This is a genomic window from Mesorhizobium sp. M0923 (assembly GCF_040319365.1).
Classification (GTDB): domain Bacteria; phylum Pseudomonadota; class Alphaproteobacteria; order Rhizobiales; family Rhizobiaceae; genus Mesorhizobium.
In genome coordinates this window covers 1-24,311 of record NZ_JAMYNW010000030.1, presented here as the reverse complement: position 1 = coordinate 24,311, position 24,311 = coordinate 1, and the positions used below count along the sequence as shown (strand labels likewise).

Annotated in this window: 25 protein-coding genes; 3 read left to right on the top strand and 22 right to left on the bottom strand. The window is 61.1% G+C overall.

All coding sequences use genetic code 11. The annotated features are described in order from the left end of the window. Window positions 1–246 precede the first annotated feature (246 nt). The 7 genes from NKH89_RS32025 to NKH89_RS31995 all read right to left on the bottom strand — a co-directional run bounded on the left by NKH89_RS32025 (window position 247) and on the right by NKH89_RS31995 (window position 5,121). Window positions 247–1,968 carry a ParB/RepB/Spo0J family partition protein gene (locus tag NKH89_RS32025; RefSeq protein WP_352911272.1) on the bottom strand — a complete coding sequence of 574 codons (1,722 nt, stop codon included), beginning with the start codon at window positions 1,966–1,968 and terminating at the stop codon, window positions 247–249. 77 nt (window positions 1,969–2,045) lie between these two features. Next, window positions 2,046–2,465 carry a DUF2958 domain-containing protein gene (locus NKH89_RS32020; RefSeq protein ID WP_023800968.1) on the bottom strand — a complete coding sequence of 140 codons (420 nt, stop codon included), beginning with the start codon at window positions 2,463–2,465 and terminating at the stop codon, window positions 2,046–2,048. A 45-nt stretch (window positions 2,466–2,510) separates the two neighbouring features. Then, window positions 2,511–2,681 (bottom strand): hypothetical protein, encoded by a 171-nt coding sequence (locus NKH89_RS32015; RefSeq protein WP_352706928.1) that lies wholly within the window; start codon window positions 2,679–2,681, stop codon window positions 2,511–2,513. Beyond that, on the bottom strand, window positions 2,678–3,640 hold the full coding sequence (locus tag NKH89_RS32010; protein WP_352753281.1) for an ArdC family protein: 963 nt from the start codon (window positions 3,638–3,640) through the stop codon (window positions 2,678–2,680). Before NKH89_RS32010 ends, NKH89_RS32015 begins: the two co-directional genes overlap by 4 nt. 487 nt (window positions 3,641–4,127) lie before the next feature. Then, a complete protein-coding gene (locus NKH89_RS32005) occupies window positions 4,128–4,448 on the bottom strand; it encodes a sunset domain-containing protein (protein ID WP_352502726.1) in 321 nt (106 codons plus the stop codon). Window positions 4,449–4,506: 58 nt separating this feature from the next. Next, window positions 4,507–4,734, bottom strand: a complete 228-nt coding sequence (locus NKH89_RS32000; RefSeq protein WP_023679647.1) for a hypothetical protein — start codon at window positions 4,732–4,734, stop codon at window positions 4,507–4,509. Between the two features lie 135 nt (window positions 4,735–4,869). Next, complete coding sequence (locus NKH89_RS31995) at window positions 4,870–5,121, bottom strand: helix-turn-helix domain-containing protein (protein WP_352911267.1); 252 nt, start codon at window positions 5,119–5,121, stop codon at window positions 4,870–4,872. Between the two features lie 128 nt (window positions 5,122–5,249). Here NKH89_RS31995 and NKH89_RS31990 point away from each other — a divergent pair, with 128 nt between their 5' ends. Beyond that, a complete protein-coding gene (locus NKH89_RS31990; protein ID WP_352453619.1) occupies window positions 5,250–5,519 on the top strand; it encodes a DNA -binding domain-containing protein in 270 nt (89 codons plus the stop codon). Between the two features lie 95 nt (window positions 5,520–5,614). Here the strand turns inward: NKH89_RS31990 and NKH89_RS31985 are convergent, their stop codons facing one another. The 12 genes from NKH89_RS31985 to NKH89_RS31930 all read right to left on the bottom strand — a co-directional run bounded on the left by NKH89_RS31985 (window position 5,615) and on the right by NKH89_RS31930 (window position 18,761). After that, entirely contained in the window at window positions 5,615–7,522 is a 1,908-nt protein-coding gene (locus NKH89_RS31985; RefSeq protein WP_352753278.1) for a putative bifunctional diguanylate cyclase/phosphodiesterase, read from the bottom strand. A 303-nt stretch (window positions 7,523–7,825) separates the two neighbouring features. Next, window positions 7,826–9,007, bottom strand: coding sequence for a 5-demethoxyubiquinol-8 5-hydroxylase UbiM (gene ubiM, locus NKH89_RS31980; protein ID WP_352453626.1), 1,182 nt, complete (start codon window positions 9,005–9,007; stop codon window positions 7,826–7,828). Between the two features lie 423 nt (window positions 9,008–9,430). After that, window positions 9,431–9,583 (bottom strand): cbb3-type cytochrome oxidase assembly protein CcoS, encoded by a 153-nt coding sequence (gene ccoS, locus NKH89_RS31975; RefSeq protein WP_352453617.1) that lies wholly within the window; start codon window positions 9,581–9,583, stop codon window positions 9,431–9,433. Next, window positions 9,580–11,868 (bottom strand): cation-translocating P-type ATPase, encoded by a 2,289-nt coding sequence (locus NKH89_RS31970; protein WP_352668540.1) that lies wholly within the window; start codon window positions 11,866–11,868, stop codon window positions 9,580–9,582. Before NKH89_RS31970 ends, ccoS begins: the two co-directional genes overlap by 4 nt. Then, window positions 11,865–12,362, bottom strand: coding sequence for a FixH family protein (locus tag NKH89_RS31965; protein WP_352517892.1), 498 nt, complete (start codon window positions 12,360–12,362; stop codon window positions 11,865–11,867). The genes NKH89_RS31970 and NKH89_RS31965 overlap by 4 nt, the downstream gene beginning before the upstream one ends. Then, on the bottom strand, window positions 12,359–13,918 hold the full coding sequence (gene ccoG, locus NKH89_RS31960) for a cytochrome c oxidase accessory protein CcoG (RefSeq protein ID WP_352911263.1): 1,560 nt from the start codon (window positions 13,916–13,918) through the stop codon (window positions 12,359–12,361). Before ccoG ends, NKH89_RS31965 begins: the two co-directional genes overlap by 4 nt. A gap of 111 nt (window positions 13,919–14,029) precedes the next feature. Next, window positions 14,030–14,893, bottom strand: coding sequence for a cytochrome-c oxidase, cbb3-type subunit III (ccoP, locus tag NKH89_RS31955; RefSeq protein WP_352516163.1), 864 nt, complete (start codon window positions 14,891–14,893; stop codon window positions 14,030–14,032). A gap of 2 nt (window positions 14,894–14,895) precedes the next feature. Then, window positions 14,896–15,045: a cbb3-type cytochrome c oxidase subunit 3 gene (locus tag NKH89_RS31950; RefSeq protein WP_023679629.1), complete on the bottom strand. Its 150-nt coding sequence runs from the start codon at window positions 15,043–15,045 to the stop codon at window positions 14,896–14,898. 11 nt (window positions 15,046–15,056) lie between these two features. Then, window positions 15,057–15,788, bottom strand: coding sequence for a cytochrome-c oxidase, cbb3-type subunit II (gene ccoO / locus NKH89_RS31945; protein WP_352756841.1), 732 nt, complete (start codon window positions 15,786–15,788; stop codon window positions 15,057–15,059). Beyond that, on the bottom strand, window positions 15,779–17,410 hold the full coding sequence (ccoN, locus tag NKH89_RS31940; RefSeq protein ID WP_352911259.1) for a cytochrome-c oxidase, cbb3-type subunit I: 1,632 nt from the start codon (window positions 17,408–17,410) through the stop codon (window positions 15,779–15,781). The genes ccoO and ccoN overlap by 10 nt, the downstream gene beginning before the upstream one ends. A 45-nt stretch (window positions 17,411–17,455) precedes the next feature. Continuing rightward, a complete protein-coding gene (locus NKH89_RS31935) occupies window positions 17,456–17,758 on the bottom strand; it encodes a hypothetical protein (RefSeq protein ID WP_352453610.1) in 303 nt (100 codons plus the stop codon). A 256-nt stretch (window positions 17,759–18,014) separates the two neighbouring features. Next, the gene (locus tag NKH89_RS31930; protein ID WP_352453609.1) at window positions 18,015–18,761 is read right to left on the bottom strand and encodes a Crp/Fnr family transcriptional regulator; all 747 of its coding nucleotides are present in this window, start codon (window positions 18,759–18,761) and stop codon (window positions 18,015–18,017) included. Window positions 18,762–18,915: 154 nt separating this feature from the next. Here NKH89_RS31930 and hemN point away from each other — a divergent pair, with 154 nt between their 5' ends. Further along, entirely contained in the window at window positions 18,916–20,265 is a 1,350-nt protein-coding gene (hemN, locus tag NKH89_RS31925) for an oxygen-independent coproporphyrinogen III oxidase (protein ID WP_352901858.1), read from the top strand. 559 nt (window positions 20,266–20,824) lie between these two features. Here hemN and queE read toward each other — a convergent pair. Genes queE through queC form a run of 3 tightly spaced genes read right to left on the bottom strand, consistent with a single transcriptional unit; the run spans window position 20,825 to window position 22,610 of the window. Next, window positions 20,825–21,559, bottom strand: a complete 735-nt coding sequence (gene queE / locus NKH89_RS31920; RefSeq protein WP_352453860.1) for a 7-carboxy-7-deazaguanine synthase QueE — start codon at window positions 21,557–21,559, stop codon at window positions 20,825–20,827. After that, window positions 21,556–21,912, bottom strand: a complete 357-nt coding sequence (queD, locus tag NKH89_RS31915; RefSeq protein WP_352911256.1) for a 6-carboxytetrahydropterin synthase QueD — start codon at window positions 21,910–21,912, stop codon at window positions 21,556–21,558. Before queD ends, queE begins: the two co-directional genes overlap by 4 nt. Then, window positions 21,912–22,610 (bottom strand): 7-cyano-7-deazaguanine synthase QueC, encoded by a 699-nt coding sequence (queC, locus tag NKH89_RS31910; RefSeq protein ID WP_031194962.1) that lies wholly within the window; start codon window positions 22,608–22,610, stop codon window positions 21,912–21,914. Before queC ends, queD begins: the two co-directional genes overlap by 1 nt. Before the next feature lie 601 nt (window positions 22,611–23,211). On the opposite strand from queC, the gene NKH89_RS31905 reads away from it, so the two are divergent. After that, window positions 23,212–23,601: a hypothetical protein gene (locus NKH89_RS31905; RefSeq protein WP_352453859.1), complete on the top strand. Its 390-nt coding sequence runs from the start codon at window positions 23,212–23,214 to the stop codon at window positions 23,599–23,601. Window positions 23,602–24,311: the final 710 nt, after the last annotated feature.

The following is a 24,311-nucleotide window of genomic DNA, read 5'->3' as shown; positions in this document are numbered from 1 at the left end:
CAATGCAGGGGGCTGGCTGCGCGGGCTCTGTCGGCAACCCGATCGGACAATTGGCCCCATGCGCGGGGCGCCTCAGCAAGCAACCCGGCGCTGCAGGGCTGCCGAAATGGGGCGAGTTGGCGTCGGGATTTCTCGCGCGCGGCACCGGCTCGACAAGACGACCGATCGGCAGCCGGCGCGGCCCGGAGCGGCGCGCGCGACCTGAGCGGCGGCACTCGAAAGAACCGCCGCTTGGGTCCTGATCGATTATTCGCGGACGAACAGCGGCTGCACTTGTGCCCACTGATCGGCGGTGCGGAAACCGCCGCGGCTGGTGTAGCTTTCGGCCGGGAATTTCATCCAGCGCGGCAGCCAGGTCTCGACCCTGAGGCGGCCATTCTCGCCCGCCAGGAAGTCACGGATGATCTTCTTTTGCGTCTTGACCTTCTCGGCGACATTGCCGTCCGCGACCAGCTTGCCGCCGACCTCGGCCAGCATCGAATTGGCGATTTCCTTGTCGTGCAAGAGGTCGAAGAAGGCATCGTCCGGTTGCCACCATGCGCCCATATCGACGTCCAGATGGTTGCCGAGCGCCTCGATGACGGCGCTGCCGGCTGCAAGCGTCTCGGCCATGACAAGGGTGAGAACGCGCATGACATCGTCGTCGCACAGCGCCAAGAGGCGCGCGAACACGCCGGCGATAGCAAAGGCGTCGCCATTGCCGCCGGCGACCACGCCATCCGCATCCGGTGATCCGAGCAGGGCCAACACTTCGCGCCGCTTTTTGCCGAATGCAGCTTCAGCCTTGCAGCCGGCAAGGCTGGCAGTCACCGTCTCGTTGACTGCGCGCTGTGGCTCACGGCGCACCTGCCACAAGCCGGACCCGGTGATGGCGTGAGCCACCACGAGGCGCAGCGCCACGGCGGGATGGTCGAGCATGGCGGCGCGCACGGCGGCATGGCGATGCAGATCGATATAGTTCTGCATCGGGCCGGTGAGTTCGGGGCGCGGCGGCTTGGCGGCCGTTTCGTCTTGCTCGCCGCCCTCGCGGGCGCGGCGGGCTTGCTTGTGTGACAGCCAGCCCTCGTGACACTCGACCTCGCCGCGATACGTGACCGCGATGAAGACCTTGCCGCCCTTCTTCTTCGGGGTCTTCTCGTGGTCCCATCGGTGGAAATACTGGCCCGGCTCCAGCAGCACCACCTCGCTCCAGCCGTCGTTGAGATAGGTGTCGCGTCTGGCGGCAATCGCTTCGTTCTGCTTTTGCCAGAACAGGTCGGCATCGGCGAAATAGCTGTCCTCGCCGAACAGGTCCGAGGTGATCAGGCCGGGATATTCGTCGATGGCAAACAGCGCCACCTTGGTGGAAATCGACTGGCCGCCGAACAGCCATTGCTTCAATTGAAAGCCACGCGGCGCGTATTGATCGGGATCGGCACAGAGTGCCAGCCAGTCCTTCTGCTGCGCCTTGGACGCCATGGTGAGATGGCGCACCGTCTCGGCGTCGATCTCCTCGCGGCGATAGGCTTCGCGGATTTTGGGCAAGAGGTCGCCAAGCGCCAGAATGCGTTTGACCTTCAGGTCAGTGATGCCGAAGGTCGCAGCGATATCGGGAACGGTGCGGCCTTGCCTGACGAGCCGCGAAAACGTCTCCCATTGCGATACTTCGTCAGGATCAAGGCGGGCGAGGTTTTCGATCAGCGAAGCTTCCAGCGCATCGGCGTCATCACCGTCCTCCATGATGGCGCAGGGCAAGGGATCGCCTTCGCCGCGCTCGTCGGCAAGCGATTTCGCGGCGAAATAGCGCCGCCTGCCGGCAACGATCTCGAAGGTTTCCGGCTGGCCGTTCGGCCGCACAAGGAGAGGCACCAGCACGCCGCGCGCACGCACGGATGGCAGGATGTCGGAAATGTCGGGCGCGCGTTTTCCATGGCGCATGTTGAGCGCGGAAATGTTGAGCTGATCCAAGGGGATGTGGGCAAGCTGCATGGTTACTCTCCTTCGCTTTGGTTGAGGTTGTCCCGCCGCAGAGGCCGAAGGCCGGCGCGGCGGGACGGTTTTTGCGCCTATCGGCGCTGCTGTTCCGCCGTGTCGGGCGGAAGCTCGGAATGGGGCTTTGAAAGGGCGTCTGCTGCCTGCCGCAGAAGTCGCTCGGCCTCGGTGATGTGGCCGCAAATGCGGGCGGCTTCGGCATAGACGGAGAGCGTAAAGCGCGCCTGGAAATGCAGGTCGCGCTCGATGCCGAGGCCAAGCGGACCTTTTACGGATGCAAGCTCGGCCAGACTGACGCTGCCGAGTTCGGGGAAGCCGAAGCCGAGATCGCAAAGGCCGAACAGCGTGTCGCCATCGGCGTCGAGTTCGCTCAGAAGCCACGTCGCGGCACCTGTGGGATTAAACAGTTTCACAACGGGAAAATGGTCGATGTCGGCGTCGGCGGCGCCATTGGCGAGCAGTCGTGCGCGCAGCGGATCGGTGATCAGGATCATGGAAAGACTCCTTGTCCGAACAGGTCGAGTTGATTTCTGCTGGCTTCATCGAAGAGGCCGATATCGAGCGGCTTTTGCGCCGCGCGCGGACACATCGGCGTCCATCAGGAGGGTGAGCCGATCGCGCGTGGTGATCGGCCGGACACCGGGAATGAGCATCTGCTCGCCTTGCGGCGTCGGCTCGCTCGCGGTCAGTTGAGGATCGCGCATCGTCATGCCGCAATCCCTTCCTGCGCCTCGCCTTCGGCATCGGCCTGAAGGCCAAACAGGAAATCGGCGGCCTTGGAGGCAAGACTGGCGGCACGGAAGATGGCGCGGTTGTCCTCGCGCAGCACCTTCAGCCATGAGCCGATGTAATCGGCATGACGCACGGTCGGCTCGATACCGAGATTGCTGCAGACGAAGGCGGCAGTGATTTCGGCGACCAATTCTTCACGCGCGTAAGCCTTGGAGCCGAACGAGCCGGAGAGGTCGCGAGCAAGCCGCGTCGGGTGGCCGGTCCAGTGGCCAAGCTCGTGAAAGCAGGTCCGGTAATAGTCGATCTGGTGATGGAACGCCGGCTGCGGCGGCACCTGAATGTGGTCGCTGCCCGGCATGTAGAAAGCGCGATCGCCGCCGATCCTGAAATCCGCACCGCTGGCGCGAATGAGCGTCTCGGCCTGCGGCACGATCTCGCACTGAGGCAGCGGCTCGGCGGCGGCATAGAGGTCTTCCGGAAGATTATCGCACTGCGCGACATTGAAGACGGTGAAGCGCTTCAAAAAAGGCACGGCCTGTGGTTCATCGCCCTCGTGGCGTGCGCGCTCCTTCTCGTCCTTGGGGACAAAGCGGTCGGCATGCACGATGGTCGTGCCGCGCTCGCCCTTCCTGACATTGCCGCCAAGGACGAGCGCCTGCCGGAAGGTGAGCCAGTTCTGGCTGGGATAGCTGCGCTCGATGACCGCGCCCCACAGGATGAGGATATTGATGCCGGAATAGGTGCGCCCAGAGGATGCATTCCTCGGCAGGCCAAGGCCTGCCTTTGCGCTGCCCCATGGCTTGACCCATGGCACGGTGCCGCGCTCCAGTTCGGCAATGATGCGGTCGGTGATCTCCTGATAAAGGCTGGCGCCCGGGCGCCCGCCCTTGCCTGCGCCAGCCTCTGTGCTGGCACAACGCTTGCTGTTTGCATGCATCGTCTCATCCTCCGCTCGCCAATCGCCGCGCCTTTCCCCGGAAGCGGGGTGGGCGGCGAGTCGCGACCGGAAAGGCCCGCCGTGGTAGGCGGACCGCATCCGAAGGACCGGAACGAAGAGGAGGACCCTGAGCGGCACGCGAAGGGTTGCGGGCTGCCGCGGCGGGCCTAGAAGGGAGTGCCGCCCACCCCGCGCCACCGGGAAAGGCCAACAGACAAACCGCGCCGCCCGCAAGGGCGGCGGCCGTCTCAGCCCGAAGGGCTGCCCACGCCAAGGGGCGAAGCCGAATGGCCGAGACCGCCTGAGCTTGCCGAAGAAAAGCGGGCTCGGTTCACGAGCACCTGGTGCGCGTCGTCAGGCGCGCGGGCGCCCGCCAGGACGGCAGGCTGGACAGATTTTTCGAACGGATCGCGATAAATACTTCAAATGAATGCTGCACCGAAAACATGTGCGATGCAGCATTTTCGCAAGCATTTACCACGGACGCTCAGACCCGAGACTTCCGCCACCCAGCCTTGCGCGCGGCTTCCTCCGAACAAAACCAGCGCTCGCCTTTCAACAGGTTGATGCGCGTCTCCCAGTAATATTCCTGTCCGGGAACATGATAGATGCGCTCGCCCGTGTTATAGCTGATATTGGCTTTGATGTTGCAGCCGAGAGCGGCAGGGCCGATTTCGAAGGCAAGAAAGCCAGCCAGGATTGTTCCACCAGCAACGATCTTTGCCCACAACGGAACGTCGTTCGAACGATGGCGCTCGCCATACCTGCGACGGTTGTACCGATTGTCCTGATAGCGATGGTTGCCCACGCCCCTTCCCTCCGAAGAGAGAGTGCGACGTTTGCGGCCTAGAGTCTACAAGTCGGGTCTAATTCACCGGTCCTGTTCCGAACCATTGAATGAACGGCGCATCCTTCCCCGTGATATCCTTCACCGTCTTTAACAGCGCTTCATGGGTGCGCTGGAGAGCCAGGTAATGGTTGCTGGTAGGTGATAGAAGCGGCTGGACGATGCTCTTGTGCAGCCGTTCCGCCTCCGCCAGAAAGCGCTCGATTTCAGCCTGTGAAAGCTGCTTGGAAAGTTTGGTCCTAGCCATTGCGATCTCCGTTGAGGAATCGCCCCACCTAGGATTATCATCCTATATCGGCATGGGTTGGTAAAGACCCACCCGCAGCGGAATGGCAGCTTGCCGAAGAAAAGCACGCTCGGTTCACGGCACCGGCGCGAGCCGTTAGAGGCGCAGGCGCCCGTTAGCCCGCAGGCTGGACAGAATCTCGCACGGATCAGCGTCAAGCGCCGCAGTTAAGTCGAGAAACTCGATGACATCGAGACGCCGCTCTCCACCCTCGTACTTGGCCACGAAGGATTGGGGACGATCAAGCTTCTCGGCCACCTGCGCCTGAGTCAGGCCTTTGGCCTTGCGCAGGGAAACCAGCTGGGCCAGAAACCGCTGGTGGCGGGGCGAGCGAAGAGATTTGGGCATGTAGGCGAACCGGTCGGGTAAAGACCGGATCAGCGACTAATCCCGGTTTCGGATTATCCCATTTTGGGATATGCTGCGTTGCATCCAGCGCTCAACAGCCGAGGCTCGCAACAGGCATGAATCGATCAATGGGAACAGATGAGACTCGAAACTCAACTCTGTGCGACGAAGTCCCCTGGTCGGAGAACCTGACGGCCTACGATAGGCAGCATTTCACGATCTACCTGCGGATCCTGGATGCCTGCGCCGACAATGCCAGCGAAGAGGAGATGGCCGATCTCATTCTAGGCATCGACCCGGCCCTTGAACCGGTCCGCGCCCGCAAGGCTCTTCGCAGCCATATCGACCGGGCGAACTGGATGGTGACGACCGGCTACAAGGAACTGTTCGCCGGCTGACGCACAGCACGGATTGTCATGCTCTTCAAACAAGGAAGTTCAGATACCCGTCACTCATGAGCGCACGGCCGCGAGAGACGGCGCGGCGGGAGCGGTCACAACTGCTTCGCGTGCTGTTTGACTGCCATTTCCAGTGCTTGGCTCAGAGGCACAGCCTTGGAGAACAGGTAGCCTTGAGCGGTTCGGCAGCCAAGCTTGTGCAGGGTTTGCCGATCCGCCTCTGTTTCGACGCCCTCGGCCATGACCTCGATCCCGAGCATGTTACCGAGATCGATGACCGATTTGACAAGCAGTCGGTCCTCTCGGGACTTGGCCAAGCCGCGAATGAAGCCCTGGTCTATTTTGACCTTGCGTATCCGACTGTCCTTGAGCGATGCCAACGTAGAAAAGCCGGTGCCGAAGTCATCGAGCGCGATGGAAATGCCCGCATGTGAAAGCCGTCCGAGCTTTTCATCCACTCTGTCCGGGTCCACCGGGGATTCTTCGGTAATCTCGATTTCGAACATCGTTGCAGGGAGGCCTTTTGCCGCCAGACCATCCAAAACCATGTCGTCGATATCGCCGGCTTCCAGTTCGCGCGGCGAAACATTCATCGCCACACGGAAATCACGACAGTCAGCTTTCACCAAGCCGTCGATAAAAGCACAACAGTCGGCGAATACGGTTTGCGTCAGCAGCTGAAGCATTCCGGTTTCGCGTGCAGCTGTGATGATTTCGGGTGGAGAGATGGCACCATGAATCGGATGGGACCACCTCAGCAAGGCTTCAAAACCGACCACGGCCTCGGTGTCGAGTTTCACGATCGGCTGGAACCAAGGTTGCAAGCTTCTCGTCTTTATCGCCGAATGAAGGTCCCGTTCGACGGACTGGCGGCGTTGCAGTTCCCTGTCGAGTTCGGCATCGAACAGGCAAAATTCGTTCCTGCCACGACGCTTGGCCGTATAAAGGGCGATGTCCGCCCGCAACAACATTTCGGTCAGGCCCGGGCTTTCCGCCAGGTATATTCCTATCGATGCCCCGACACGGACGGACGCGACCTCGATATAGGGTCGGGCAATTTTGGCTATGATATTGGAGGCGAGATCACTGGCAGAAAGCGAAACCCTCGTTGAGGGAAAAAACAGCACGAATTCGTCGCCGCCGATACGAGCGAGCGTTGAGCCTTCCGGTGCTTCCTCCTCTATGCGGCGGGCGATCCTGACAAGCAGTTCATCACCGGTCCTGTGACCGTAGGTATCGTTGACGGATTTGAACCCGTCCAGATCAACCAGCATTGCCACGAAGGGGCCATCCGCGGTCTCGAAACGTCCGATTGCGTCTTCGAGGCCACGCCTGTTGAGAAGGGCCGTCAGGTGGTCCTGCCTGGAACTGGCCTTCATCTCCGCCGCAAGCCGCTCGGCCTCATGCCTCAGGCGGCTCGCTTCGCGGAACCGTGCTTGCCCAACAAACGAAGCTCGAACCAAGCCGCCCATGAAGAGCAGAACGGTAAAAGCCAGAATGTAGTCTTCAAAATTGCCTTTCGCCAAAAGGCAAGCCACCGTGATGAGGAGCGGAGGTGTGATGAAGTTGGTCGCCGCCGCGGCATACGAACTGCCGTATGTAACCGCACCAGCTGAAATGCCCGCCAGAATGACCAGATGCAGAGGTGCTTGAGGTGTCGTGTATCCAACAGTCAGGACGGCCAGGAAGGACCAGGCAAACCCTGCCAGAAGAGCAAGGATGCCAAACCAGCGAAGCCGCGGCAAAACCCCCACTAATCCGTCATGGCGCCCCGTTTCCTTTAGCTGATAACGCGCGAGTGCAAGGCGGGCGGCATTTATCGCATTGACGACCAGGAACCAGATTGCAGCTGCAAAGCCGCTGCCAGAAAGGGCGTGCACCGCCCAAATCAGGCCTGACAGGATAGCGCTTATCGGCATCGACACGAAGAGGCCGGCCCTCAGGTCAGCAAGCTGATCCTGACGGATTTTGGCCTCCAGCGTGTCTTCATTCTTCGGGGCCATGGACGGACCAGCTTGCTCCCATCGTTGTTCGCGAGGACAAGCCTACGCAGGCCCACTGAAGGACGGGTTAACTATCCAGCGGGGATAACCAGTGTGCTCACCATGTCTTCGGGGCGCACGTCTGCCTCTTGGCCTTGCCGTCTGACCATCGAGCTCTTGCCCGCACGCGTGCCTTGATCCGAATCATCCCAGGATCGGCAACGTCACCATGGAAGCAGCCCTACCAACGGCATCAACGCGCCCGGCGAGACAAAAGGAAGCCGGGCCGAGATAGCGTTCCAGAGCGGCAGCGCTGCCTGCGATTCACCGCCTGAGCATGGCCGAAATGCCAAGGCGGATAAAGGGAAGATATTGGGCAAAGCGAAGCCCTGCATGTCTTGCAAGCCGTGCCGCCGGGTGCTCGCCTGAGTAGAGAGCGACAAGTGCATTCGTAGCATGATAGAGCGGTGCCGCCGACAGACGCAGCCGGCTTTCGTATCTGCCGAGTATGTCGGGATCAGCAATGTCGCGGCGCTCGCGACATGCCGCCAGGATTCTATCGGCGAGTTGCTTCTGGCCACTGAGGCCGATGTTGAAGCCATGCGCGGTCACCGGGTGCATGCCGAGGGCAGCATCGCCGATCAGTGCCGCACTCGGAGCCCAGAACTTGTGCGCCCAGGTCGTGACCAGCGGATAGGCATGGCGGGTGCTTGCCAAGGTCATCTCTCCGAAGCGTCCTCGACACCGGCTCGTCGATTCCATGAGGAACAAATCGTCGTCGAGAGCAAGCAGTCTGTCGGCCTCGCTTGAGCGCAAAGTGAGAAGCAGCGACGACACGCCTTCCATGAGCGGCAACATCGCTATCGTCTGATGGTGATCGAACCATTCGACCGCGATCTGGTGATGGGCGCGCTCGTGCCTCACCCGGCAAATCAGCATGGAGTTGCCAAGCCGATTGATGTCGGCGCCAATGCCGAGCAGGTCGCGCGTCGCGGACAAACGCGAATCCGCTGCAACGAGCAGCCGAGCGGCCAATTGCCTGCCATCAGAGAGCGTTATGACTGCTTCTTTGTGGCTGGTTGTTGCATTGACGACCGAGCGGCCGCACAGCAGCTGGGCATGATCCTGGAAGTGGACAAGCTTGAACAGGGCGTCGCGGATCCGACAATTTGGGACCAGAATTCCGAGTGGTTCCCCAGATCCGCTGGGAGAATCGAAGCTCAGGGCGAAAGGGCTCGATCCGTTGAGCACGCGCGCGCCTTGTAGCGGTGATTTGTCCGAAGCGGGGATGGCATCCCAGGCGCCGAGCTCGCGAAGGATTCCAACCGATGCGTGGGTCAGCGCGATCTCGCGACCGTCGAAAGCCGGATTCGCCAGGCTTTCGAGCGACTGCCGTTCAACCACTGCCACCTTGAGTCGGCTCTGGGCAAGCGACGCGGCGAAGGAAAGTCCGACCGGCCCGGCTCCGACCACAATAACGTCGAATCTATCGACAGAGCCGGCCATCAGCGTGCCGCCATTGCGTCGGCTATCTGCGACGAAGGGCACTGGAACGCATCGCAATCGATCCACGGTTTGCGGCTCATCTCCCCAAGCGTCTCCACGCGACCTAACCGTCCGTTAGACATCCGTTCTCCGTTCAAAAATGCTCAATGAAACCATGCCTATGAAGAGATAACCCTGATGTGGATCAACCAGGCTCGATAAACGCGGCAACGGCGGGTTCACGGTCGACTGGTCGACCGCCACGCCATGGTCTGGTCAGGTCATCATGGAATGGCCGGCTTCCCGTTCGGTGCGGCCCTTTCCTGGCCGAAAGTTCGGCAACGTATTCTGGCTGATCCGTTCGCACCCGTCGCGCGCCGAAATCGGCATGACGCGAAGCAACCGCGGAAAATATTCGAGCGAGTCCTCGCAGGGCAGGCTGGGTCAACTGCGTTGCTCGTCGCGGTCGATCAGGATCCGCTCGGCGGCGCCATCGAGATCTTCATATTGGCCGCTCCTCAAGGCCCACAGGAATCCCGCCAGCCCAAGCGCTCCGAGGAACAGGGCCACAGGTATGAGGTAGGCGAGCGTCGTCATGAGGATTGTGCCAGTGCGCCAATGTCCGAGCGCCTGTCATGTCGGGCATCTTGCACCGATGCATTTGACACGAAACCTTGCAGACGTAGCGCATTGCCGATGACCAGGAGGGACGAGGCGGACATCGCGACCGCCGCGATCAGTGGCGTAACGTGCCCCAGAATGGCGACCGGCACGGCGATGCCATTGTAAACGATCGCGATGGCGATGTTCTGCCGGATCAGCCGTCCGGCCTTCCGCGAAATGTCTAAAGCAAGTGGGACCGCCAGAAGACTTTTACGCAGGAACACGAAATCCGCGGCGTTGCGACCGATATCCGCCGCCGTGGCCGGAGCGATCGAAACGTGTGCGGCGCCCAATGCAGGCGTGTCGTTGAGCCCATCGCCGACCATCAGCACCTTGTGGCCAGTTCGCGTCAATGCTTCGATGTGTTCGACCTTCCCGGAGGGAAGCAACGAGGGAACGAAGCGCTCGACGCCCAGTGCTTCCGCGACTTCGCCGCAGGCAGCCTCTGTGTCGCCCGACAGCATCTCCACCGACACGCCGGCGCCGTTCAGTTGCTCGATGGCCGCCTTGGCATCGGCACGCAGCTCATCCTCGAAATCGAAAGTCGCGACAATGACCCCGTCCTTCGTCAGAACGGTTCCGCCATAGCCTTGTTTGCCTTCGCCGCCGATCCGAGCTTTCCACTCACGCCATCCGCGGCGACCCAGCCGCCAGGTACTGCCCTCGCCGATGGCTTCGATGCCGAAGCCCGGATGCTCGCTGACGGACGCGAGTTTCGGCTGGCCGGCAAAGGCTGCATTGCCAGCGATTGCCTTCGAAAAGGGATGGCGGGAATGCGCTGCCATCTCGGCCGCCATGGCGAGCATCGTCGGATCGATGGACGGCGCATTGATCAGCCTGGGCAGTCCGAGCGTAAGCGTGCCGGTTTTGTCGAACAATGCCGTGTCGATCCCGGCCAGGCGCTCAATGGCGGAGCCGTCCCTGACCATGACGCCGCTTTCAAACAGCCGCCGCGCAGCGACCACCTGCACGATCGGCACGGCGAGACCGAGCGCACACGGGCATGTAATGATCAAAACGGCGATTGCGATTGTTATTGCCCGGTGCCAGTCGCCGGTCGCCGCCATCCAGCCGAGGAACGTCACAAAGGCGGTGAGGTGGACCACGGGGGCATAGAGCGCGGAGACGCGATCGGCGATCCTGCGATGGCGGGCGCGGCCGCCCTCTGCCGCTTCCATCAGCCGAACGATTTCGGCCAGGAATGAATCCTTCGCGGCGGCCGTCGCCTCGATGGTCAGCGGACCGGTGAGATTGAGTGTACCGGCCTGGACCTGCGCCCCCGGGCCCACCGTTCTGGGCGTGCTTTCCCCGGAAACCAGGGAACAGTCGAGATCCGATGCCCCGCCAATGATCCTGCCGTCGATGGGCACCCTCTCGCCAGCCGCAATCAAGAGCTCCATTCCTGGTTCGATCTCGCCAACCGGCAAGTAGTCGCGCGAACCATCCTCGCGCAGCACCATGGCGCCGCGCGCCGCCAGCCGAGCCAGTCCGTTTACGGCCGTCCGTGCCCGTTCCCGCATCACGTGATCCAGCGTGCGGCCGATCAGCAGAAAGAACAGCAGCGACACCGACGCGTCGAAATAAGCATGGTCGCCATGGTTGATCGTCTCGTAGAGGCTCATGGCGTAAGCGAGCGATACCCCGACCGCGATCGGCACGTCCATGTTCATGCGGCTGTGGCGCAGCGCATTCCAGGCCGAGCGAAAATAGATGCCGCCGGCGAAAGCGAGCGCAGGAATGGCAATCAAGGCCGAGACCCAATGGAACAGGTCGCGGGTCGCGCCTTGCGCGCCGGACCAGACGGAGACTGATAGCAGCATGATGTTGCCCGCCGCAAAGCCGGCGACCGCGACGGCGCGGATCAGTTCCGAGAGCGTCCTGTCCTTCCCGTCAGCCTCGGGATCGAACAGGTGCGCGCCATAGCCCAGCCGTCCAAGTGTGGCGACGAATGGCGGAACCTCGTCGCCGCGCCACCGGACCGAAACACGTTTCGTTGAAAGATTGACACGAGCGCCTTCGACGCGATCCAGCTTACCGATCGCCGTCTCGATCGTCTGGATGCAGGCGGCACAATGCACTGCCGGCACCGAGAGGTCGGTCTGGCGAAGATTTTCGCCGATCGAGCGGCTCGCCAGTCTGATTTCCTGGCCAGAAGGCAGGACCAGTGTGACCTTTTCCAGGTCCAATGCCATTTCGGCGCCTGGCGCGCAGCAGCTCATTGCAGCGCCCCGTGGGAAATCATGATCCGGCGAACGTCGCGATAGGGTTCCGCAAGGCTCGCATCGGCGTCGATTTCGACGATCCAGACGCCATCCGTGGGCATGTGGTGCGCGGCGAATATCTGACCGGAGGCAGCGGCAAGAGTGACGGATTTGTCCTCGGCCTCGTAGGCGGGATGACGAAACAGCACCTTGACGCCATGCAAGGCAACCGGCTTGCCGACAGCATCGGTGAGGCTGTAGCGGACCTCACCGCCTGCGATGGTCAGTTTGCCAGTCCAGCCGAGGGCTGCCTGAGCTCGCCCCTCCTCGGCCTTCTTGTTGAACTGCTGGCTCGCCACATAGGTGTTTTCGACGACAAGGCCGGTCCAGCTCGTGTTGGCGAGCGTCGCCATCGTCAGATTGACCGCTATGACCACGCCGAAGAAGCCAAGGATGGTGAACAGCATATGCCTGCCGGTGAATTCGCGAGATTGTCGCGAGGTGTCGCTCATCTGGCGCTCTCCGGTGCGTTGAAAGTGGCCGTGTATTCGTCCGACTCGAACGGTGCCTTGTTTTCGACCCGGAACTTGAAGCTTTGCGCTGCACCCCGAACCTGATCTGCCGGCTGACGCACGAAAACCTTGAGCATCTTGAGCCGGTCGGGTTCGACCGGGATGGCGAAGGAGCGATCCGCCGGCAGGTCGATGCCGACAACGCTCATTTCGGCTCCATGCAGGCCCTGCATCGTGACAATGATCGTTCTTGGTTCGGGGATCATGTTGAGCAGCTTGACGGTGTAGCCGTTGCGGATCGAACCGTCGGACAGCGTCACGAACTGCGGGTTGCGATCGTGCAGGACATTCAATTCGAGCCGTTCGCGGGTCAGCAGCGAATAGAGCAGCGCGAGACCGACCGCCGACCAGGCGCCCATGTAGATGAAGGTGCGCGGGCGAAAGATCTTGCGGATATGGAAACGGGCCACCTTGTCGGAGAACAGGCCGTCAGCGCTCCTGACCAGTGACGGGTTGACTGAACCGGAGCCGCCCGGGGTCGCCAGCATCATATTGGCGTTGTGGTCGGCCAGCGTCGCATAGGAAATCAGTCCGCGCTCCCTGCCGAGCTTGTCCATGATACCGTCACAGGTATCGATGCAGAGCGCGCAGGTGATGCATTCAAGCTGCTGGCCATCACGAATGTCGATCCCCATCGGGCACACCGCGACACAGGCATTGCAGTCGACGCAGTCGCCGACGGGCTGCCCGGCGGCAAGGACCCTCTTGGCGTGACGCGAGCGCGGTTCGCCGCGCCAGTCATTATAGGTGACGGTGAGGGAATTCTCGTCGAGCATGGCCGCCTGGATGCGCGGCCATGGGCACATGTAGGTGCAGACCTGCTCGCGCATCAGCCCGCCGAACGTATAGGTCGTCGCCGTCAGCACGGGCACGGTGATGTAGGCGACGGGGGCGGCGGTGCCGGTGAAGAGTTCCCCAACCAGCGTCGGCGCATCGGCGAAATAGAAAATCCAGGCGCCGCCGCTCGCCGCGCCTATGACCAGCCAAATGGCGTGTTTCCATGTTCGCAGCACGAGTTTGCGCGCAGTCCAGGGCCCGGCATCGAGCTTCATGCGCGCGTTGCGGTCGCCCTCGATGGCTCGCTCGACGACCAGAAACAGATCGACCCACACGGTCTGCGGACACGTATAGCCGCACCAGGCCCGGCCGACGGTGGATGTGATCAGGAAAAGGCCGATACCGGCCATGACCAGCAGGCCGGCCACATAATAGAATTCCTGCGGCCATATCTCGATGAAGAAGAAGTAGAAACGCCGGTTGGCAAGATCGACCAGCACGGCCTGGTCCGGGGCAAATGGCCCGCGATCCCACCGCAGCCAAGGTGTCAGGTAGTAGATCCCCAGCGTGATTGCCATCACCGACCACTTGAAGCGGCGGAAACTGCCAGAGGCCCGGTTCGGGAAGATCTTCTTGCGTGCGGCATAGAGCGGCTGACGGGTCTTGGCGGAGTTGACCGCATCGGCTTCGAGCCGTTCTATTTGCGTGTTATCGAGCACGAGAAGCTCCAGTCACCAGCGACCCATCGGTTTCTGGATGATGCCGAGGCCCGGCTCGCGCCGGGCCTCGTCGCTTGGCGGTGGGGGGGAGGACGAGAATAGGCTGCGTACCTATTCTCCGCCACCAAGCGAATGGACATAGACCGCGAGTTCCTTGGCCTTGATCTCGCCGAGACGCCCGATCCAGGCCGGCATGACGCCGTGCTTCGGCGCGCGGACCTGCGCGGCGATGGCTGTTTCGCCAGACCCGTATAGCCAGATCGCGTCGGTCAGGTCGGGTGCGCCGAGCTCCCTGTTGCCCTTTGCATTCTCACCATGACAGGCCGCACAATTCTCGGCGAAAACATTGGCGCCGAGTTCGATCAGGCTTGTGTCCTGAACAGGATCGGAGAGGCTTGCGACATAGGCGCCGACCTGCTTGATCTGATCCGTCGTGATGATGTCGCCAAAAGCAGGCATTTCCGACAGGCGCGTATCCGGGTCTGATGCGAAGCGGATGCCGTGCGCAATCGTCTGCTGGATCTGTTCGGCGTTGCCACCCCACAGCCAATCATCGTCGTTTAGGTTGGGAAAACCCTTGGACCCTTGAGCGCCCGAGCCATGGCACTGCACGCAATTGACCTTGAACGCGGCGCCACCTGCGGCGACGGCGAATTCGCGTAGCGTATCGTCGGCAGTAATCTCGGAGACGGTCTTCGCCTGAATGGCAGCGACAAATTTACCCTTGGCCACTTCGGCCGCGGCCAGTTCATTCTTGACGTCTCTGCGGCTCGAATACCCCAGCACACCCCTGGTCGCGGAAGTCAGCATCGGCCATGCCGGATAGACGACGGTGTAGCCGATCGCCCAGGCAATGGTGATGTAGAAGGTGATGACCCACCAGCGGGGAAGCGGGTTGTTGAGTTCCTTGATGCCGTCCCACTCATGGCCGGTCGTCGAGATACCCGAAACCTCGTCGATATGCTCGCTGCCCATGATCAGTCGTCCTTGAGAGGAATGTGAGCGGCTCTCTCGGCTTGCCTGCGGCTGCCGGGACGAAGTGCAAAGGCAACGCATCCGAGGAAGAAAAGCGCCATGGCAAGCAGGCCCCAGCTGTCGGCAAACTCCCGCATGAAATTGTAGGTCATCGCCATTCTCCTCAGCGGTAACCGGCGGCTTCGTCATAGGTCCTGAAATCGACCAGCGTGCCGAGCATCTGCAAATAGGCGACCAGCGCATCCATTTCGGTGACCTGCTGCGGATCGCCGTCGAAGTCCCCAACCTTGGCTTTCGGATAGCGTCTCTCCAGGCCCGATGTGTCGGCATTCGCATCGGCCTGCGCCATGAGATCGGCATTGGCATGAGCGATCATGTCGTCTGAATAGGGCACACCGACACGGCTGTTGGCGATCAGATGCGTCGAGAAATCCTTCACCTCGATGGGCATGTCCTTCAGGAACGCGTAGCTCGGCATGATCGATTCCGGCACCACCGAACGCGGCTCGGTGAGATGCTGGACGTGCCATCCGTTCGAGTAGCGGTCGCCGACCCGGGCGAGATCCGGCCCGGTGCGCTTCGAGCCCCACTGGAACGGGTGGTCGTACATCGACTCGGCCGCCAGGCTATAGTGGCCGTAGCGCTCGACCTCGTCGCGGAACGGCCTTATCATCTGGCTGTGGCAGAGGTAACAGCCCTCACGCACATAGATGTTGCGCCCGGCGAGCTCGAGCGGCGAATAGGGCCGCATGCCTTCCACCTTCTCGATGGTGTTGTCGAGATAGAAGAGCGGCGCGATCTCGACGATACCGCCGATCGTTACGACCAGCAGGGACCCGAGGAGAAGAACTGTGGCGTTCTTCTCGATGACCGCGTGTCTGTCCATCAGGACCATTTTCTGGCTCCTGATCGCACAGGCTGGAGGGCGGGGATGGAGCGCGGCATCGGATCCTCCTCGCGCTGGTAGCCGAGGATAGTCATGGCGATGTTCCAGGCCATGAGGAGGGCGCCCGACAGATACATCGCGCCGCCGGTGGCACGCATGATGTAGTAGGGATGCATGGCGGCGACGCTTTCGGCGAAGGAGTAGACCAGGAAGCCCTGCTCGTTGTATTCGCGCCACATCAGGCCCTGCATGACGCCGGAGACCCACATCACCGCGGCGTAAACGACGATCCCAAGCGTCGCCAGCCAGAAGTGCCAGTTGACGAGCCGCAGCGAATAAAGCCGGTCGCGATTCCATAACTTCGGGACCATGAAATAAATCGCGCCGAACGAGATCATGCCAACCCATCCGAGCGCGCCCGAATGGACGTGACCGATGGTCCAGTCGGTGTAGTGCGAGAGCGAGTTGACGGCCTTGATTGACATCATCGGGCCTTCGAAGGTCGACATTCCGTAGAAGGCGATGGCCATCACCATCATACGGATGATCGGGTCGGTGCGCAGCTTGTCCCAGGCGCCCGAGAGCGTCATCAGGCCGTTTATCATGCCGCCCCACGAGGGCATCCAGAGCATGATCGAGAACACCATGCCGAGCGTCTGGGCCCAGTCCGGCAGGGCGGTGTAGTGGAGGTGGTGCGGACCGGCCCAGATGTAGAGAAAGATCAAAGCCCAGAAGTGGATGATCGACAGCCGGTAGGAATAGACCGGTCGGTTGGCTTGCTTGGGCACGAAATAATACATCATCCCGAGGAAGCCGGCGGTGAGGAAAAAGCCGACGGCATTGTGGCCGTACCACCATTGCGTCAGGGCGTCCTGTACGCCGGAGAAGGCTGAATAGCTCTTGGAGCCCAGGAAGGAGACCGGCATCGACAGGTTGTTGATCACATGCAGCATTGCGATGGTCACGATGAAGGCAAGGTAGAACCAGTTGGCGACATAGATGTGCGGTTCCTCGCGCTTTAGGATCGTGCCGAGGAACAGGATGAGATAGGCGACCCAGACAATGGTCAGCCACAGGTCCACATACCATTCGGGCTCGGCGTATTCGCGGCTCTCGGTGATACCGAGCAGGTAGCCGGTTGCCGCCATGACGATGAACAGCTGATAGCCCCAAAACACGAACCAGGCGAGATCGCCGCCGAACAGCCTGGCACGACAGGTCCGCTGCACGACATAAAGTGACGTGCAGATGAGTGCATTGCCGCCGAAGGCAAAAACCACGCCGGAAGTATGCAAAGGCCGCAGTCGGCCGAAATTGAACCAGGGCTGGATGTTGAGATCGGGGTAGGCGAGCTGCAGGGCGATGACCACGCCGACCAGCATGCCGACGACGCCCCAGAATACGGTGGCGATGGCACCGTAGCGGATCGGCCCATCCATGTAAGCGGCGGGGTCGATCGGAACTGCCGGCTTGAACTCCGTGTTGCGCAACAGAATCGCAGTGAAGCCAGCCACGGCGAAGAACAAAACCCACATATGCCGGCGAAAAGGTTCATCTACGCCGAAGCCGGCAGCCACCAGGGCCGCAAACGCAAACAGGCTTAGAAGGACGATCTCTGTGCCGAATTTCATCGCAAGCCCCGATTTCCAATTCCGGCGGGCGCCAACCGCAGTGCCTTATTGCGCAGCCGTGGCCTGCTCGCCCTGATCCATGTCAGAGCCGCACGATTTTGCTTCGAGCAGCATCGAGTTCGGTGCGATCAGACTGTGGCGATCGAATGTGGAAGCGCGGCACCGGCCGCCACGCTTACGGACAGGCCCCGCGTCCCCGGTCGGGCCGGGTATGGAGGCGATCGCGGGCGTGTGGGGAAGCGCGCCTTCTGTGACGCTGGAAAGTAGGCCGATGCCTTGCCGAACGTCGATCGTTTCAATGCCTTGGGACATCCAGCGCCAGCGTTGCGCTGCCTTCGTGACATTCATGGTTCGGGGAGACGGCGATTTTCCCCTGCGTATGAGGCGTATTGACTTCGGCCGAGTGCAATCCTGCCTGGAACAGCCGGTTGCACGTCGAGCACCTCGAGGATGGATGCTTCGCCGACGAGTTGGCCGAAACACACCTGGCTCAGGCGATCGGATGGAGAGCGGGCTGTCGCTATGCGGCTTCTTCTAAGCCCAACGCGAGCATGCCCTGCCCCGAACGAAATAAGTGACGTAGGCCATGCAGCTTCGATGTCATTCAAAGGGCGGTTGCGCCTCGGCCGCCGCAGCGCCGTTCCAGCCGGCTCATGCTGTCCACGGTGACACGGCGGTTGTTCTCGATCCGAATCACGCCGTCCATTCTCAGGCTGGTCAGCTGACGGCTCACGGTCTCGTTTGTAATTCCAAGGAAATCAGAGATGTCGGCACGCGTCATCGGCAGCTCGAAGCACGCCGACCTAGCCGCCGGGTCAACACTGGAATCGATGTTCCGGGCGATCATGAGGAGAAAGCTCGCCACCTTCTCCGGTGCGGTCTTGCGCCCCAGAGTCACCATCCATTCGCGTGCCTCGTCGAGTTCGTTCAGCGCCTGCTTGAACAGGCGATGCACAAATTCCGGTGATTCCTTCATCAACCGTTCGATGGCCGCTCTCGGAAACGAGCATAGCGAGACAGCTGTTGCCGCTTCCGCATTGATCGCGCTTTTCATCTTGAAGGGCCGTCCCAGAAAATCCGGCGCGAACTGGAGACCGACGATCTGCTGGCGGCCGTCCGAAAGGCTCTTCGTCAGCTTCACCACGCCTGAAAGCACGTTTGAATAACAGTCGACCGCCTCGGCGTCGCCGATCAGTTCGACCCCCGGCTCGATATTGTGCCGCGACGACGTCTTGGCGAGCTGAGCCAAATGGTCTGGTTCGAGCGCACCACAGACACCGCGGTGCCGTGCCTCGCAAGACAGGCAAAGAACGGGAATGCCGGAACTGTGAATGTCCTGCCGTAATGTCATTCGATCGCTCTACTTGTCCAGTGCGGGCAGGATAGCAATCGACGGTAGAAAAATCCTTGCGGCAGTTTGTCCGTGCTGAACGCTGATCGAAATCAGGGCTTAGGCTCATCCAAGCATCCACAGTTCCGGCGACGCAAACACGGTGGACCACGACATGCGACTGGAGCTAGCTGCCAGACTTGGCGAGAACGTCCCGCGCTATACCAGTTATCCGACCGCGCCGCATTTCCATGCGGGGGTCGATGCCGTCGTTTACCGAGGCTGGTTGGAGGCGCTCGAAGGTGGTGACGAGATATCGCTTTACCTGCATATTCCCTATTGCGACAGGCTCTGCTGGTTCTGCGCGTGCCATACCAAACAGACGCGCCACTACGAACCAGTGACCACATATCTCCGTTCACTGCATGCCGAGATCGCCACCGTCTCCAGTCTTGTCACCGGCAAGGGCCGAGTTCGCGCGGTTCATTTCGGCGGCGGTTCGCCGACGATGCTCAAACCGGAAGATATCGTGGCGCTGGGAACCGTCCTGCGCAACAGCTTCACGTTTCTCCCCGGTGCAAAGATCAGCGTTGAGATCGAACCCAACGATATGGACGATGCCCGCCTCGATGCACTTGCCGAAATCGGCATGACAAGGGCGAGCCTCGGCGTCCAGGATTTCGACCCGAAGGTGCAGAAAGCGATCAACCGCGAGCAGACCTTTCTGCAGACCAAGACGGTTGTTGATGGCGTTCGTTCGCGCGGCGTCGAATCCGTCAATCTCGATCTGCTCTACGGCCTGCCGCATCAGACCAGGGAGAGCGTCGCCTCCACGGTTGCACAGGCACTGACCCTGGAACCGGATCGGATCGCGCTTTTTGGCTACGCCCATGTGCCGTGGTTCAAGAAACATCAGACGATGATCGACAAGGCCTGGTTGCCGGGTCCGGCGGAGCGGTTTGCCCAATCGCAATTGGCAGCGCGGGCGATCATGGACCAGGGATACGAAGCAATCGGGCTCGATCATTTCGCCAAGCCCGGCGATGCGCTGGCGCTTGCGGCCCGCGCCGGGACTTTGCACCGGAACTTCCAAGGCTACACCGAGGACTGCTACGAGACATTGATCGGCCTCGGCCCATCGTCCATCAGCCAGTTTCGCCAGGGCTATGCACAGAATATGCCTTCGACCGCCGAGTATGGACGCATGGTTGCTCATGGCGGGCTGGCCGCTGTTCGGGGTATCGCGCTTTCTGACGACGACCGTGTTCGCGGCTGGATCATCGAGCGATTGATGTGTGACTTCGCCTTCTCGGCGATTGAGCTGGTGGAGCGCTTTGGCGAAGCCGGCCAAAGACTTCTCGTCCGAGCGAGTTCCACGGCCCTCCAAGATCCTGCGCGGTTGCTTGAACTTGATGGTGACCGCTTCGTCGTGCCTGCGGAAAGCCGGCCCTTTGTCAGGAGCATCGCGGCAAAGTTCGACAAATATTTCGAAAGTGGAACGGCCAGGCACTCAGCGGCAGTCTGAGCACCGCAGAGGAACGGTCATGGTTCTCAGTCGATCGTGAACCGATTGCGCTACATTTTTCACTGTTGATCGGCGACCGTCGTGTCGAGACAGGATTCGGAGCGGACCAGACGCGTCTTGGTATAGCGACGATATCGTCCGGTCGTGCCTTCCGGCGCCGTATTCCATTTCGCAGTCCCTGAAGCGCCACGTCGAGTCCGGCCTCTTTTCTGTATCGGAAGCAGTCGACAATCGTCCTGGCCAGATCATGGTTGTCGGCCGACAGCTCCCTTCGGCCTTGCAACAAGAATCCGCAAGGACCCTGCCAGCTGCAGCAGGCGCCGCCGCATCGCACCACCACACTATCCACCCGTGGCTCGCGCTAACCTTTGATTGGTTCGCGCCAAGCCGACGCCCGTCGAAACCGAGCCTCGGCAACATTCCGAGTCGTAAGCGGCTGGCCACGCTCCTGGTGCCGGTGGCAGAAAGTCCGCAAGCACCCCGGCAGCGCCGTCAAGCGTGGGACAACCCGTCCACCCGAATATCCGCCGGCGCAGTTTCAGTGAAAAGCGGGCCCAGGCTAGACGGCTCTCTTGTTACCCCAGAGCATAACGTGCAGCTGCGGCAGCACACGGGCTTCGAACCACCTGTCGCGGGTCACGCTATCAACCAGCCACTCCATGCGCTTCAATATTCCGTCAAGGTCGACAGGCGCGTCTTCATTTGCGGGGCGTGGCGGCGTGTGATTGCCGGGTTGCAGATAGATCGGAAGTCGCGGAAATCTCGCAGCGGCGTCTTTCGCGTAGGCGTAGTCCCTTTCGTCGAAAACAATGAGCTTGAGCACGACTTGCGGCCTGCCTTGTGCCGCCTGGAGGCACGCCTCGAAAGCGGCCCAATCGGTCGTCATTTGGCTTGACGGCGGCTTTGGGCTGAGGACTAGCACGTCGAGGTCGGCAAACCAGTCCCTGGCCACCGAACCTTGGGTTTCCAGCGCAAAACGGTAACCTTCACCATGGCCTCGCTCGATGAGCGCGCCGAGCGGCTGGATGGCCGGATTGCCGCCTGACAGCGACACCATCAGCGGGCGGCCACCGGAAAGCGCAAGCACGTTTTGCCACACCGCGCCAATGGACATCATCTCCCATTCATGGCGGAATTGATTGTCCACCGCATGCAGGCTGTCGCACCAGGAACAGCGATAGTCACACCCGCCGGTTCTGACGAAGACCGTCGGCAAACCGATGAGCACGCCCTCGCCCTGGATCGTCGGCCCGAAAATCTCACTCACGCGGATTGCGGGATGCGTATCGGTCATGGCCGGTATTCCGCCCAGGTTTTCGGCGTTTCGCTCACCCGCACGGCCGAGGTTTCGCGCAGGCGTGCCTTGCACCATTCATAAAAATGTCTGGCCAGATATTCCGCCGTGACTTGCTCATGTCCCAGCACGTCGTTGAGATGTCGGTGGTCGAAGCTCTCGTCGATGTAGCGTTTGAATGGCGCCAAATCGTGATAGTCGCGCACGAAGCCGTTGTCGTTCAGTCCATTCGCTGAAAGCTCCACTTCAACGATGTAGTTATGCCCGTGCAGGCGCGCGCATTGGTGATCGGGTGACAACGAGGTGAGCTGATGCGAGGCTGAGAAGTGGAATTCCTTGGTGATGCGGAACATTACGCGGTCCTCCTTCGCAGCGCATCGAGCCAGAAGTCGGAGTCCTCGTAGTCGGTGGGGTCCGGCTGCCCAGAGAGATGAAACGCCTCGCGCCGCTCGACGCAGGTCCCGCACCTCCCGCAGTGACGCTCGGCGCCCTTGTAGCAGGACCAGGTCTGCGCAAACGGCGTGCCGTATGCTGCTCCATTCCTAACAATGTCCGCCTTCGTGAGATTCACATAGGGTGCATAAATGCGAATCTCCGCGTAGCCGTCGAGCGCGTGATCCTGCATCATCTGGAAAGCGTCGATGAAGGCCGGACGGCAGTCGGGATAAATGAAATGATCCCCACCATGCACGGCCGTCGCCACCGCCTCAGCGCCGTGCGCTGCGGCGAAGCCGAAGGCAATGGCCAACATGATGGCGTTCCGGTTCGGCACCACCGTGACCTTCATCGTGTCTTCGGCGTAGTGCCCGTCGGGCACGTCCACATTATCGGTCAGCGCGGAGCCGGAAAGGCCGCCGCCGATCTCGTGGATGTCGATGATGCGGTGCGGGACGCTCAGTCGCTCCGCGCAAAGGGCGGCGAAGCCCAATTCCTTCCTATGCCGTTGGCCGTAATCGAAAGATAGGAGGCCGGCGAGTTCGTGCTCCGCTGCCACCTTGTGAGCAAGGGTAACGGAGTCCAATCCGCCGGAGCAGACGACGAGAGTCTTCATTTTTGGGTCCTTGTTTTAACCGGGTAGGCTGCGACCGGAGATTTCTCTGCGCTCCCAGTACTTCAGGAAATCCATTTTGTGAAGTGAACGGGGGACGAGTTTCATGCGCTGACGTGCCGCTGTGTGCAAGGCGCCCTCGCGGTGAGCCTGCAAGGAACACGGACTAGCGAAACGTCACGCTTCAGCGGAATGCTCAAAGGCGAGCGCACCGGAATATGCTCTGCAGGAGGTCCGGACCTTCGTAAACAAAGTTCTCGACGATCAAGCGCCCGGCGGTCCAGAGCTTCGAGGGACGCCACCGCGAGGGTTTCAGGTACAAGACGGCCCGAAGATGGGCTTGCCGCAAGAGAACGGACTTACCAGTGGGATGTTCAGCGACGCCGATGCAGATGTCTGGAATGATCACGACATCAATTGTCGCGGCAACTTTGGCCTCGGGTTCCGTAGATCCAGCGCATTCCGCTTCAGGATCGGTTCGAACCGGAGCACGCCCTCGGTCAATGGACGACCGGCAAACCCTGAATGATCGGTCGTGAGCCGACATCTGTGAACAAGCGGTGTGGTCGATTGCTATCACCCATGTGTTGCGCGCAGGTACCTTATGGCAGTGGATGAACTGGATTTGATGGTTTTACGGCTGGCGGTCGAAAGCGTCCGCTCGCTCTCCTTAAGCTTCGCTGAAAAGGCCGCCGAGGTAGCCACCAGGAGCCGCGGCATCCTGCTTTTCGACGTGCGGGTCGACGGTCATGCGGGGGTCCAGCGGGTCGCAGCCATCCGATATCAGGGCGACCAGATCGGCGTGCTGGCGTTGGACAGACAGGGCCTTGTTACCCACCATTGCATCGTCAACGGTACGTTCTCACATTTCATTGCGCCCTTGGAGACCTGGCACAGCATGCCCCTGTCGATGCAGGCCAAGATCGATGCCAACGGCCATGCCAGTCTCTTCCTAGGGGCCTTGCGAAATGCCGGACATTTGCTGGGCAGCTAGCATTTGGCCAGAATGCATCTGTGAATTTTTGCATGCGCATCGCTGCCGAACCGCCGGCATGATTGTCGTGCTCGAAAACGGCGGCGGCGATCGCGGCAAAGCGATCGCCGCGATCATGGCGATCAACGCGTGGGCGTTGCATCGATGCGCGATCGTTTGAGACGGAGATCTCCGCCTGGCATCGAGCAACATGCACGGAGGTACGCAAAGCGCAAATGCATCAAGTAGTTGAAGGGACGAGCCCCTCGCGCAAATGGAGCTTGCGCTGCCGTTGTCGTCCCATCGTGCCGCCGAACTCGGGGGCGTGACGATCGACCACGATGGCCTATTTTTTTGCAAAGCCGAATGTCCCGATTCCGAAGCCAAGGAAAAAACTCCGACCACAGCGAAGAATAGTAACAACACGGCGACGCGAGCCGCCTTGCGCTCTAGCAGGGGAGGTGCTTGCGGTGCTCTCACCGACACAAGATCGCAAATGGCACGTGGGTGAGCACCAGAACTGGCGACACGCATGGTGATCGGCTTGACTCGCTGGAGGAAGCACAAGGCCTCAGTGGGCGGAGGCGCCAGCGACGGTCGAATACTGACTGGCTGCTCGGGATCTGATCGTTGAAATGACGTAGGATTTGGTTGCTTAAGCCGATCCGAACCATTTCCCGGAGACCACACCCACCATGAACGATCTTGCGCTGCCGCTGAGCGGTTTGTCA